This window comes from Halomonas sp. ALS9 (genome assembly GCF_001651035.1).
Lineage (GTDB): Bacteria > Pseudomonadota > Gammaproteobacteria > Pseudomonadales > Halomonadaceae > Vreelandella.
On the sequence record NZ_LXRG01000076.1, the window covers coordinates 100,332 to 113,339 of the forward strand.

9 protein-coding genes are annotated in these 13,008 nt (G+C 55.0%); all 9 read left to right on the forward strand.

Going from position 1 to position 13,008, the window contains the following annotated elements:
* The first annotated feature begins 67 nt into the window (after window positions 1-67).
* The 9 genes from A6R74_RS06630 (at window position 68) to A6R74_RS06670 (ending at window position 12,951) form a co-directional block, all read left to right on the forward strand.
* Window positions 68-847, forward strand: coding sequence for a class II glutamine amidotransferase (locus A6R74_RS06630; RefSeq protein WP_064233664.1), 780 nt, complete (start codon window positions 68-70; stop codon window positions 845-847).
* Window positions 848-1,059: 212 nt separating this feature from the next.
* Entirely contained in the window at window positions 1,060-2,730 is a 1,671-nt protein-coding gene (locus A6R74_RS06635) for an AMP-binding protein (protein WP_064233665.1), read from the forward strand.
* A gap of 175 nt (window positions 2,731-2,905) precedes the next feature.
* Entirely contained in the window at window positions 2,906-6,925 is a 4,020-nt protein-coding gene (gene hrpA, locus A6R74_RS06640) for an ATP-dependent RNA helicase HrpA (RefSeq protein WP_064233666.1), read from the forward strand.
* A 126-nt stretch (window positions 6,926-7,051) separates the two neighbouring features.
* The gene (locus tag A6R74_RS06645; RefSeq protein WP_064233667.1) at window positions 7,052-8,173 is read left to right on the forward strand and encodes a beta-ketoacyl-ACP synthase III; all 1,122 of its coding nucleotides are present in this window, start codon (window positions 7,052-7,054) and stop codon (window positions 8,171-8,173) included.
* A 39-nt stretch (window positions 8,174-8,212) separates the two neighbouring features.
* Complete coding sequence (locus A6R74_RS06650; RefSeq protein ID WP_064233668.1) at window positions 8,213-9,007, forward strand: MlaA family lipoprotein; 795 nt, start codon at window positions 8,213-8,215, stop codon at window positions 9,005-9,007.
* A 128-nt stretch (window positions 9,008-9,135) separates the two neighbouring features.
* On the forward strand, window positions 9,136-10,329 hold the full coding sequence (locus A6R74_RS06655; protein ID WP_064233669.1) for a PP2C family protein-serine/threonine phosphatase: 1,194 nt from the start codon (window positions 9,136-9,138) through the stop codon (window positions 10,327-10,329).
* Window positions 10,319-10,837: an STAS domain-containing protein gene (locus tag A6R74_RS06660; protein ID WP_064233670.1), complete on the forward strand. Its 519-nt coding sequence runs from the start codon at window positions 10,319-10,321 to the stop codon at window positions 10,835-10,837. Before A6R74_RS06655 ends, A6R74_RS06660 begins: the two co-directional genes overlap by 11 nt.
* Window positions 10,838-10,974: 137 nt before the next feature.
* Window positions 10,975-12,171 (forward strand): multidrug effflux MFS transporter, encoded by a 1,197-nt coding sequence (locus A6R74_RS06665; RefSeq protein ID WP_064233671.1) that lies wholly within the window; start codon window positions 10,975-10,977, stop codon window positions 12,169-12,171.
* Window positions 12,172-12,219: 48 nt separating this feature from the next.
* Window positions 12,220-12,951, forward strand: a complete 732-nt coding sequence (locus tag A6R74_RS06670; RefSeq protein ID WP_082906611.1) for a sulfite exporter TauE/SafE family protein — start codon at window positions 12,220-12,222, stop codon at window positions 12,949-12,951.
* Window positions 12,952-13,008: the final 57 nt, after the last annotated feature.

A 13,008-nucleotide genomic window follows, 5' to 3' on the forward strand; every position in this document is an offset into this window, starting at 1 on the left:
TCACGTTTGAACGATGTCTTGGTGTTTGTGTATGAGTACGTATATGTGAACCGTATGTGTGAATCATATGTGTGAACTGTTGGGGATGAGCGCCAATGTGCCCACCGACATCTGCTTCAGCTTTTCGGGCTTTTTGCACCGCGGTGGGGGCACTGGTCCCCATCGTGATGGCTGGGGAATCGCCTTCTATGAAGAGGGCGGCTACCGCGACTTTCGTGATCCTCATCCGTCAGTCGATTCGCCCATCGCGCGGTTGATTTGTGACTACCCGATTAAGTCCAATGTGGTGATTAGCCATATTCGCCAAGCGAATGTAGGGGGCGTAAAGCTTGCCAATACTCATCCATTTACCCGAGAAATGTGGGGGCGGCCCTGGTGCTACGCCCATAATGGCCAGCTAAGTGGCTGGGAGAGCTTAACATTAGGCAACTACACCCCGGTTGGCAGCACCGATAGCGAGCATGCCTACTGCTGGTTAATAGGTGAGTTACGCCGCACCTTTCCTACACCTCCTGCTACACCTGAACCACTCTGGAAGTGCTTGCATCAGCTGTGTGAGCAGCTAAGAACGCTGGGGGTGTTCAATATGCTGCTCTCCGATGGCTGCTATTTGTATACCTATTGCACCACTAAATTGGCGCATATTACCCGCTGTGCGCCCTTTGGCGATGCGGAACTCTCCGACGCTGAGATGACGGTGAATTTTGCCGAACACACCACGCCTAACGATATTGTTTCAGTGATTGCCACCGAGCCTCTTACTCATAATGAAGCATGGCAGCGCATGGTGCCGGGTGAGCTATTGGTCTGGCGAGATGGAGAAATTCAGGCACGTTACTGTCCATAAACGTAGGTATTGCTAAAGTGAAACAAGAGAAGTAGCACTGAATTGAACAAACCTGACTATGGGCTAAAGTTTAAACGTAAGTTTCAATCGATCGTTTTACAGCCTGTTATAGGTCGTATATCGTTGGGCTTCTTAAGCTACTTTTTAGACTAAGACCAGCGACAACAACAAGGTCGGTGATCCTACGCCGACGCCGATAGCGGAGATTGCCCATGAGCGAACACGCCAACGCCGCCGTTTTACGTGGCCCAGCGCTTGAAGGGTTGGATCAATACGATTCAGTCACGGATGTTTTTCATAACGCAGTAGCACGTTTTAAGGACAAACCCGCTTTTTCCTGTATGGGAAAAACGCTCACCTTCGCTGACCTTGACCGCCTCTCAGCGAATTTTGCGGCTTGGCTTCAGCATGAAACCGACCTCGTTCCCGGCGACCGTATTGCTATCCAGTTGCCTAACGTACTGCAGTTCCCGGTAGCGGTATTTGGCGCGCTGCGGGCAGGCTTAGTGGTGGTTAACACCAACCCGCTGTATACCGAGCGGGAAATGGCCCACCAGTTCAAGGACGCCAACGCTAAAGCCATTGTTATTTTGGCCAATATGGCCGACAAACTTGAGAAAGTACTCGATAAAACAGATATCGAGCGCGTTATCGTCACCCAACTAGCCGACTTGCACGATGTGCCCAAACGCTGGTTAATCAATGCCGTAGTTAAGCATGTTAAGAAAATGGTGCCTGCTTATTCGCTGCCCGGTGCGGTTGGTTTTCGCGATGCGCTGAAAAAAGGCGCATCGCTAAGCCATAGCGAGGACAAGAGGAGCCCCGACGATTTAGCCGCGCTTCAATATACGGGCGGCACTACGGGTATGCCAAAGGGGGCCATGCTGACCCATCGCAATCTTATCGCCAATATGCTGCAAGCGCGGCAAGCGATTGGGCCGCATCTCAGCGATGGTGAAGAACTGGTTATCGCACCGCTTCCGGTTTATCACATCTATACCTTTACGGTTAACTGTCTGTTCTTAATGGAAACCGGTAACCACTCATTGCTAATCACCAACCCTCGCGACCTGGATGGGTTTGTCAAAGAGCTCAAGGGGCTGCCTTTTACTGCCTTTATCGGCCTCAACACGCTGTTTAATGCGCTGTGTAATCGCGACGACTTCAAGCAGCTCGATTTTTCCAAGTTGAAGCTGACGATCTCCGGCGGCATGGCGCTGACCAAAGCAGCGGCGCAGCGTTGGGAGCAAACGACCGGTTGTCCAATCGCTGAGGGGTATGGTCTGACCGAGACGTCTCCCATTGTTAGCTTCAACCCCACTGATGCGATCCAACTAGGCACTATCGGCAAGCCCGTGGCAGGCACCGCGGTAAAAGTCGTCGATGCCGACGGCAACGACGTGGCACTGGGCGAGCCGGGAGAGCTGTGCGTGCAAGGCCCGCAGGTGATGAAAGGCTACTGGCAGCGCGACGATGAAACTCGCGTTTCGATTGATGAGGATGGCTGGTTCCACACGGGTGATATCGCCGTGCTGCAGGAGGATGGCTATATTCGCATCGTTGATCGTAAAAAAGACATGATCTTGGTCTCTGGCTTCAACGTTTATCCCAATGAAATCGAGGATGTGGTTGCCGCCCATCCAGATGTCCTTGAGTCGGCAGCGGTGGGTGTGCCGGATGAAAACGCTGGCGAAGTGATTAAGCTGTTCGTGGTGAGCAAAAATAGCCAGCTTGATGAGAAAACGCTACGTGACTGGTGCAAAAAAGAGCTGACCGGTTACAAGGTGCCTAAAATCATCGAGTTTCGTGACGAGTTGCCCAAAACCAACGTGGGCAAAGTGTTGCGCCGACAACTGCGCGATGAAGCACCCGCAAAAACCTAGCTATTAAAAACTAGCTTTTAAAAACGTAGCTGTTAAAAACTTAGCTGTTAGATAACGCCCCAGCGCTGCGTTAGGCGTCGTGGCGCTGAAAGCGTTACAATAGTCGGCCCGCTCACCTGTGCGGGCTGATTTTTTTATAGTTCTTTTTAATGACCCTTGTTAAATCGCCAAGCGAATGGAAGCCGACCCTATCGTGACCACTGACACATCCCTAGCCCCTACCGATAGCCAACGCCTTGCGTCGCTGAAACAGGCAGCGGGCGATGTGATGCTGCGCGATGCAGAGCGGCTGGAACGACGCCTAGCTGGGTTGAGCCGTCGCGTGCGCGATAACAAGCCTATCAGCCGTGGTTTGGACGAAGTGCAGCGCGAGCTTGATCGCGCCCAGCAGCAGCTTAGCCAGCGTGAAACCCAAAAGGTCGCCCTCAACTACCCGCCGAAACTGCCCGTGGTCGAGCGGCGGGAAGATATTATTAACGCCATACGCGATCACCAAGTGGTGGTGGTCGCAGGGGAGACCGGCTCGGGCAAAACCACCCAGTTACCCAAAATGTGTTTGGAGTTGGGGCGCGGCCGCCGTGGTTTGATTGGTCATACTCAGCCGCGCCGCCTGGCTGCCCGCAGTGTCGCCAGCCGCCTGGCGGAAGAGCTGGAAGTCTCTCTGGGCGAGCAGGTGGGCTACCAGGTGCGCTTCACCGACCAAAGCAGCCCAACAACCTTGGTCAAATTAATGACCGACGGGATCTTGCTGGCCGAGACGCAGAATGATCCGCTGCTGCTGCGCTACGACACGATCATTATTGATGAAGCTCACGAACGCAGCCTGAATATCGACTTTCTGCTCGGCTACCTCAAGCGCCTGCTCCCTAAGCGGCCCGATCTAAAAGTCATCATTACCTCGGCGACCATCGACGTGGAGCGCTTTGCCAAGCACTTCGGCACGGCCAAAACGCCTGCACCGGTAGTAGAAGTCACCGGGCGCACCTATCCCGTTGAGGTGCACTACCGGCCGCTGGTACGCGACGAGGACGATGAAGAAGACCGCACGCTGCAAGAGGGCATTCTCCACGCGGTGGAAGAAATTGAAGCGATCGAGCGGGAGAAAGGTTGGCTGCACGGCCCCCGGGACGTGCTGGTGTTTTTACCCGGTGAGCGCGAGATCCGTGAAACTGCCGATACCCTGCGCCGCGCCGAGCTGAAAGGCACCGAAATTCTGCCGCTCTACGCTCGGCTCTCTAACGAAGAACAGAACCGCGTGTTTGCCCCGCACCGCGGGCGGCGTATTGTCCTCGCCACCAACGTTGCGGAAACCTCGCTAACGGTGCCCGGTATTCGCTACGTGATCGACCCAGGGCTGGTGCGTATCAGCCGCTACAGCTACCGCTCCAAGATCCAGCGACTACCGGTGGAAGCGGTTAGTCAGGCCAGCGCCAACCAGCGCAAAGGCCGCTGCGGGCGGATTGCCGAAGGCGTGTGTATTCGCCTCTACAGCGAAGAGGATTTTCTCTCCCGGCCCGGCTTTACCGACCCCGAAATTCAGCGCACCAACTTAGCGTCGGTCATCCTTTCGATGCTGGGGTTAAAGCTTGGCGATATCGAGGCCTTCCCATTCGTCGATCCGCCGGATAGCCGCTTTGTAAAAGACGGTTTTCGGTTACTGTTCGAGCTGGGCGCGGTGGATGAAAAGCAGCACCTTTCTCCGCTCGGGCGTAAGCTGGCGCGGCTGCCGATTGACCCACGCCTGGCGCGCATGGTGCTGGCCGGTACCGAATTCGGCAGCCTGCGCGATGTGCTAATCGTCGTCTCGGCGCTGGCCATCCAAGACCCCCGCGACCGACCGGCGGATAAGCGCCAAGCCGCCGACCAAGCCCACCAGCGCTGGCACGACCCAGATTCCGACTTTGTCGCTTTGTTGAACCTCTGGCACGGCATTGAGAATGCCCGCGAAGCGCTGTCGGGTAATCAGCTGCGCCGCTGGTGCCGAGAGCACTACATCAATTACCTGCGCATGCGCGAGTGGCACGACACCTTCCGCCAGCTCCGCCAACTGCTGCGCGATATGGATATCGAAGTGCCCGCGCCGCCGCCCCGCAATGAAGACGAGAGCGAAGAGCAGGCGCGCCAAATGCGGCGTAAAACCTCGGGCAAGGTGCATCAGGCGCTACTTTCGGGGCTGCTCTCCAACCTGGGCACGCTGGTGGAGAACCGCGAGTATCTCGGCGCCCGCAATCGTAAATTTATGATTCACCCTGGCTCTGGGTTGGCCAAGAAGTCGCCCAAGTGGATCATGGCGTTCGAGATGGTGGAAACCTCCAAGTTATTTGCTCGCACCGTGGCAAAAATCGACCCTCAGTGGATTGAACCTCAGGCGCAGCACCTGGTTAAGCGCAGCTACAGCGAACCCCATTGGGAAATGAAACGTGCCCAGGTTGTCGCTTTTGAGCAAGTGACGCTGTTTGGTCTGCCGATTGTGGCGCGGCGCAAGGTACATTACGGGCCAATCGCTCCCCAGGAATCCCGAGAGCTGTTTATTCGCCGTGCGCTGGTGGAAGGGGAGTTTCAAACCAAAGGTGCCTTCTTTGCCCACAACCGCGCACTGATCGACGAAGTTGAGGCATTGGAAGATCGCGCTCGGCGGCGGGACATACTGGTCGATGAAGACACCCTGTACGATTTTTACAACCAGCGCATTCCGGCTGAAACCGTCAACGGCAAGGGATTTGAGCGCTGGCGCAAACAGGCCGAGCAGCAAAACCCGCAACTACTCCACTTCGATATTGATTCACTCAAAGCGCGGGATGCGCAGGACGTCACCCAGGCACAGTACCCCGATCATTTAATCCTGGCGGGCGTGGCCTATCCCGTCAGTTACCACTTTGACCCTGAAGCCGAAGATGACGGTGTTACGCTGACCGTTCCCGCCGCCATGCTGCCCCAGGTGCCAGTTCACGCGTTGGAGTGGCTGGTGCCGGGGCTGCTGCGCGAAAAGTGTATTGCGCTGTTGAAGTCGCTGCCGAAAAGCATCCGCCGTCAGGTGGTGCCGATTCCCGATTGGGTGGATGCGGCGTTGGAGACTCTGGTGCCCGACCAGCGCCCGTTAACCGAAGCGCTGGGCGAGTTTATTCGTCGTCGGACATCCACGCGGGTGCATCCTGACGACTGGCGCCTGGATTTGCTTGAACCGCATCTGAGCATGAATATTCGCGTAGTCGATCACGCGGGCGAGACCTTGGGGCAGGGGCGTGATCTGCGCGCCTTGGAACAGCGCTTTGAAGCCGCCGCCAGCGCAGGCGCTCAGGCGCTGGCCGAGCAGGTTAGCCATGAGCCCGCCGTTGCCGGGTTACCCAAAACGCCGCTGCCTGCTTCGCGTGTTACCACCCAGGCCGGCATCCGCGTAGAGGCGTATCCTGCCTTGGTTGTTGCTGACGTTGCAGCTGACGCCCGAGAGTTCAAGGTGGCGCTGTTTGATCACCCGGCAAAAGCGGAGGCTGCCCACCAGGAGGGCATCGCCCGACTGGCCATTGCCAAGTTACCCGAACAGGTAAAAGCGATTAAACAACTGCCGGGGGTTGAGAAGTGCGCACTACTGTTTGCCAAAGTGGGCAGTAAACAAGCTTTAGTCGATGATCTGTTGCTTGCGGTATTTACCCAAGTGGTCGCCCAGCACCCCCTGCCGCGCTCAGAAGGGGAATTTAGCCAGCGTCTAAACGCTACCCAAAGTCAACTCGTTGATGAAGCGAAAGCGCTCTTGGCACGGGTAGAGGTCGCGCTAAAAGGCCATCTGGCGGTCAGTAAGGTGCTCAAAGGGAAGCTTAATTTTGCCCTGGCGTTGGTGTACAGCGATGTTAGCGCGCAGATGCAGCGTTTGGTCTACCCAGGCTTTATCCGCGATGCAGGCGCATGGCTAGATGAATACCCGCGCTACACCGAGGCGGCGCTCATTCGGCTTGAAAAAGCAGCCCGTGAACGTGGCCGCGATCAAATGGTGATGCAAGATGTCCAGGCATTAGAGGCGCGCTTTGATGCCCGCCGCGAAAGCGAGCGCCGCGGGCGGGTGGAAGACCCAGAACTGGTCGCTTTTGGCTGGTGGTTGCAAGAGCTTAGGGTGTCGCTATTCGCTCAGCAGTTGGGTACTAGCATGGTGGTGTCGGTGAAACGATTGGAAAAGCGCTGGCAAGAGATCACTAGCGTTTAGCAGTGGTTGGAAAAAGTTGCTGGAAAAACCGCTATTTTACGCACACAGTAACGTGATGGGTTCGCCGTAAGTCGCACGCTACATTGATGGCCGGTCACGTCGGCAAGCCGCTTAGAGGAGATTGGCATGACACATGTGGTGATTACCGGTACAGGACTCTATACACCGGAACACGCCATTGATAATGCGGCCCTGGTGGCGGCATTTAATGCTTGGGTAGACAGCGAGAATGAACAGCACGCCGGCGCCATTGCGCGCGGCGAGCGCGAACCACTGGCGCACTCAAGCAGCGAATTTATCGAAAAAGCCTCCGGTATTCAGAGCCGTTACGTGCTTGATGCGTCAGGAATCCTTGACCCACAGCGTATGCGGCCTAAACTGCCGCAGCGGGGCAATGATGAACCTTCGATTCAGTGCGAGATGGCGACAGCCGCTGCACGGCAGGCGTTGGCTGCTGCCAAGGTAGATGCTGCTGACATAGAGCTGGTGATCGTTGCCTGCTCAAACCTAGAGCGCGCCTATCCCGCCGTGGCGGTAGAAGTGCAGCAAGCCCTGGAAACAAGCGGCTATGGGTTCGATATGAACGTGGCCTGTAGCTCAGCGACGTTTGCTTTGGAAACGGCTGCCAATGCCATAGCTTCAGGTAGTGTTAAGCGCGCCTTGGTGGTCAATCCAGAAGTTTGCTCGGCGCACCTCAACTTCCGAGACCGTGACAGCCACTTCATTTTCGGCGATGCTTGCACAGCAGTGGTACTAGAAAGTAGCGCAGTCGCGATTGCCGACGAGCAGTTTGAAATCCTCGGTACGCGGTTAGTTACCAAGTTTTCCAACGCGATCCGCAATAATGCTGGATTTCTAAACCGCGTAACGGACAGCGATCCGCTGGCCTTGGATAAGCTTTTTGTGCAAGAAGGGCGGCGGGTGTTTAAGGAGGTTTGCCCGATGGTGGCTAAACTGATCACTGAGCATCTGGCCTCCTTAGGGTTAGCCGGTAGTGATCTTAAGCGCATGTGGCTTCACCAGGCTAACCGGCATATGAACGATTTGATTGCCCGTAAAGTATTGGGTTATGACCCGAGTGAAGTTCAGGCGCCGATCATTCTAGACCGTTACGCCAATACCAGCTCAGCGGGCTCTATTATCGCCTTCCACCTCCATCGCGAGGGGCTTGAGGAGGGTGACATTGGTGTAATTTGCTCCTTTGGGGCAGGGTATAGCGCAGGCAGTGTGGTCATCCGGCGTTTGTAAGTTTGTAAGTGTGCAGCGGAATTGAAAAAGGAAAATGTCATGTGGCAGTGGTTAAATAACGAGAAGCCTGCGCTTTCTTTGCGTAGCAAAGGGTTGCCTCTACTGCTGGTGACGTTACTTGGAACCGGTGGCTGTGCCAGCACGCAAATGGCGGAAAATGCGGCTCCCGAAGATCCATGGGAAGGCTTTAACCGCAAAGTGTTTACATTTAACGATGTGCTGGATCGCTACGCGCTTAAGCCGGTGGCAAAAGGCTATCGCACCATTACCCCAGACCCAGTGGAAACCGGGGTGGGTAATTTTTTCTCCAATTTAGGCGAAGTGCGTACCGTGCTTAATAGCGTGCTGCAAGGCAAACCGAAGAATGCAGGCCTCGCCACATCGCGCTTTTTGATTAACTCAACGGTAGGCATTGGTGGCTTATTAGATTATGCCACCCTGATGGAAATTACCGCGGATAAAGAAGATTTCGGACAAACGTTGGCCGTGTGGGGTTGGCAAGATTCGCGCTATTTGGTGCTGCCTTTATTTGGTCCCAGCACGTTACGGGATACCACCGGTATGCCGGCTGATATGGCGGCCTATCCTGTTACCTATGTTGACGATGACGCCGTTCGATTAAGCCTTACCGCACTGAATGTGATCGATATTCGAGCGGGTTTGCTTGACCAGGAAGCGTTAATTCGCGGTGATCGCTACCGTTTTATTCGTGACGCTTACTTACAGAGCCGCCAATTTGAGGTGAGCGATGGAGAATTGGGCGATGACCCCTTCGCTAGCGAAACTTTCGAGTTTAATGACAGCGATTTTGAAGACGCTGGTTTTGAAGACTAAGGTTTTGAAGACTCAGTTTTTGAAGACTCAGGCTTCGAAAACAGTAGTTTCGAAGATAGCGGCTTTGACAACAGTGACCAGGATGATAGCGACTTTGGTGGCGACGAAGTCACCGATTGAGGCTTATGATGGATCATTCTAAGCAGTTGATCGCGGTGATCGATGAACCCGGTCGTGAACGCGATGCGCTGGCTGAAGCGATTACTTGCGACGGCATGTGGGTGTTTGCCGCTGAAGATATCAATAATCTACCCGCTGGCACGGCGCTAATTGTTGCCCACGCCAGAGCTGTTCCGCGTCAGCAATGGTCGCAGTTAACGCGTCGCTTACCTACGCTGGTGGTCAGCGACTCGCGCCAGGATGCCGACTTGATCAAGGCGATTGATGTAGGTCTGGTGGATTATATCGTCCACCCCCTACGTCACGCTGAGCTGTTGCGACGAATGATCCGTAAGGCCATTGAGCTTAACGATCTGGCACTGGAGCGCGAGCGGGATCATGCACGTCTAGCGGAGTTAAATGAAAGCTTAGAGACTCATCTGGCGCTATTGCGCATGGATCAGCAGAGCGGCGGTCATATCCAGCGGCGTTTACTACCGTTACGCCCCAAAGTAATTAACGGCGTGTATTACGACTACGTATTTGCACCTTCGCTTTATTTGTCCGGTGATTTCCTTGATTATCAACGCTATAACGAGCGTTACAGCGCCTTCTATTTTGCCGATGTATCGGGGCATGGCGCCTCGTCGGCATTCGTCACGGTGCTGCTCAAATATTTATGTAACCGTTGGCTGAGTGAGTGGGATGGTCAGCACCCGGAAAATCTGCCGCCAGATTGGCTAAAGGCGATGAACCGAGAGCTGCAGGGCACCGATATCGGCAAACATGCCACCTTATTTGTCGGTGTTATTGACCATGAGTCGCATACTCTGCACTATTCGCTCGGCGCGCAGCTTCCTATGCCCCTGTTAGCGGCGGGGGGAGAGCTACGTCGTTTAGAAGGCGAGGGAATGCCGGTAGGCCTTTTCCCCGATGTGGAGTATCCTGCGCTTAGCTGTGTTTTGCCGAGTGACTTTCGTTTGTGGCTCTGCTCAGATGGTGTATTGGAATGCTTGCCGGGTAAAACGCTCGACACGCGGCTCAAGGAGCTTGAGCAATTAGTAAGTGAGAGTGTCACGCTTGAGCAGTTGCGCGATCGGCTAGCAGAAACAAACGCTCTTCTTGCTGAAGGAGATGCGGAGTTTGATGCCAATCAAGAGCGCGATGCTTTACCCGATGATATTACAATCATGATGGTGAGCGGATTTGGTCATGCTGATTGAAGAAGGCCGCATTAAAGCGGCGTTCAATTCTGGTGTTTTTGTTTTAAAACTGTGTGGTGATGTGCGCTTGACGCTCTGCGCCACGTTGGACACCCAAGCTCAACGTCTTGCCGAGACGCCGGGGTTGCATGCCGTATTGATTGACTTGCGAGAAGCGACCAACGTGGATTCGACGGCGCTTGGCTTTCTGGCCAAGGTCGCGATGGCAGTCAAAGGGCGGCTGGAGCAATCACCGACGATTATTGTCGATAACCCTGACGTGCGACAGATGTTGGACGTAATGGGTTTTTCGCGTTTTTTTACGCTGATGGAAGCGCCACTACAGCAGGCGACTACGCTTAATAATGCGCTTGAAGAGCTTCCCCAAGAGCCCGCAGACGAAGAAGGGCTGCGTGATCGGATCCTTGAAGCCCACCGCATTTTAATGCACATGAACGAGCATAACCGCGAGCAGTTTCAGCCCCTGGTCGAGATGCTTGAGTCGCAAGACGCCACCACGCATCATTAAACGTCCCTCATCCTGAAAAGCCCCTGGTCATCCAGGGCTATTGATCGATAGCATCCAGTCCCGACAAATGTCTCAAAATCGGCTATGATTAGCGGCCTATCTATTCCAGTGCGTTCATTATCGCCTTAAGGAGACCCATGGATCTTAATCCTCGTCGGGTAGCACTGTTGGTGGCCGCCAACACGGCGCTGGCGCCTTTTGCTATCGATGCCTACTTGCCCGCCATGGGGGTCATTGCGGAGAGCATCGGGGCCAGTATTCACCGCACTGAACTCTCCATTAGCGTGTTTTTGTTCGGCTTTGCGTTGGGCCAGCTATGTTTTGGGCCGCTTTCGGATCGCATGGGCAGGAAGCCAGTGCTCCTGGGCGGTTTGGTGGTGTTTATGCTCGCTAGCCTTGCCATTACCCAGGTGGAGAGTTTGCCCACGCTATTGGCTTGGCGGTTTATCCAGGCGTTGGGGGGCGGGGCCTGTGTCGTCAATTCAGCGGCGATTGTGCGCGACTGCTTTAGTGGACGCGAGGCCGCTAAAGTCATGTCGACCATGGCGATGATTATGATGCTGGCGCCGCTAGTGGCACCTACTGTGGGTAGTTTACTGCTGCACATTGCCGGTTGGTGGCTGATTTTTGTGTTCTTGGCCGTCTATGCAGGCTTTTTACTCTGGCTATTAGGCACGCGCCTGCCTGAAACCCGCGATATGTCGCTGCCCGCCGCTTCTCCGCGTCAGGTCATCCGCAATTACGCCAGTGTACTGAAGCATCGTGAAGGCATGGGGTATATTTGTGCGGTTGCCGCCTCCTTCGCGGGCCTGTTTGCCTTCGTGACCGCTTCGCCGTTTCTATATCTTGATTATTTTGGCCTCTCGCCAGCCACCTATCCGCTGGTGTTTGGGGTCAACGTGGTAGTGATTGCGCTGTCTAATCGGGTCAATATTCATCTGCTGCGTAAGCGTACTCCCCAGCAGAATTTACGCCTGGGTCTTCTTATTCAGCTTATCGCTGCACTTGGGTTGGTCGCAGCCACTGCGCTCAACATGGCGTCGTTAATCATTGTGGTGCCGCTGATTATGCTGTTTACCGGTATGATCGGGCTGATCACGCCCAACGCGATTTCATCGCTGTTGGATCATTTTGGCCATATCAGCGCCACGGCAACGGCGCTGCTGGGCGGTATACAGTTTACTTGTGGGGCGCTGGCCGGTGTGATGGTAGGGCTATTTGAGGTTGAACACCTTTGGCCCATGGTACTCACCATGCTGGGCGCTGCGTTACTGGGCAATATTGGCGTACGCAAACTAACCAAGGCGCCCAGCGTTGAAGAACAACAGGGATAACTAGTAGGAATGAAACCTAGGAATGAACCGTAGGGATGAACAGCACTAATGGATAGCCTGCTGGTCTGGGTCAATATGCCCATGAGCACTTGGTGGGCTTGCTCCGGCGTACTGCTGCTGGGTGCCTTTGTACAGCGCGCGACCGGTTTTGGCTTGGCCGTCATCGGTGCGCCGCTACTGTTGATGCTCGAGCCACGATTAGTGCCGGTCATTCTGGTGTTGTTTGGTTTTACTGTCTCGCTGATGATGGTGCGCCACTACTGGCATGAGGTGCGCCTGGATTCCATTGGTATGGCGTTAGTAGGGCGATTACCTGGCAATGCGTTGGGTATTTGGCTGTTGCTCGCCGCGCCGATGTTTGTATTGGAAAAGCTGATTGCGGTTATCGTGCTGTTTGCGGTACTGGTCACCTTGTGCCGCTTTCAACTGCCAGTGAACCGCATAACCTTGTTTGGCGCGGGGGTACTTTCAGGCATTTTCGGCACCGTTGCTGCCATTGGCGGCCCGCCCATTGTGCTGTTGATGCATGGCCTACCGGCTGATCGCGTACGTGGTAACTTAGCGGCGTTCTTTATTTTGACCTCCCTGTTGACCTTGATAACCCTCGCCCTGGCGGATCGGATTGAGCTATGGCATTTCCAGGTCGCGCTCACTTTCTTGCCTGCTGTATTGATCGGCAACGCTCTGGCGGATGGCATTGCTCACCGTTTGGACAGAAGGCTGCTGCAAGGGGCCTCCCTTGCGCTGTGTACCTTGGCCGCGCTCGGGCTGCTGTTTTAAGCACTTTCCCCCCTTAGCAAAAAAATCTCCTGTGTTGCCCGCTGTCATGAAGTTGTC

Coding starts and splice junctions, on each gene's coding strand:
- A6R74_RS06665 (WP_064233671.1), top strand. CDS start 10,975: ATGGATCTTAATCCTCGTCGGGTAGCACTGTTGGTGGCCGCCAACACG.
- A6R74_RS06630 (WP_064233664.1), top strand. CDS start 68: ATGTGTGAACTGTTGGGGATGAGCGCCAATGTGCCCACCGACATCTGC.
- A6R74_RS06635 (WP_064233665.1), top strand. CDS start 1,060: ATGAGCGAACACGCCAACGCCGCCGTTTTACGTGGCCCAGCGCTTGAA.
- hrpA (WP_064233666.1), top strand. CDS start 2,906: ATGGAAGCCGACCCTATCGTGACCACTGACACATCCCTAGCCCCTACC.
- A6R74_RS06655 (WP_064233669.1), top strand. CDS start 9,136: ATGGATCATTCTAAGCAGTTGATCGCGGTGATCGATGAACCCGGTCGT.
- A6R74_RS06670 (WP_082906611.1), top strand. CDS start 12,220: ATGGATAGCCTGCTGGTCTGGGTCAATATGCCCATGAGCACTTGGTGG.
- A6R74_RS06650 (WP_064233668.1), top strand. CDS start 8,213: ATGTGGCAGTGGTTAAATAACGAGAAGCCTGCGCTTTCTTTGCGTAGC.
- A6R74_RS06645 (WP_064233667.1), top strand. CDS start 7,052: ATGACACATGTGGTGATTACCGGTACAGGACTCTATACACCGGAACAC.
- A6R74_RS06660 (WP_064233670.1), top strand. CDS start 10,319: ATGCTGATTGAAGAAGGCCGCATTAAAGCGGCGTTCAATTCTGGTGTT.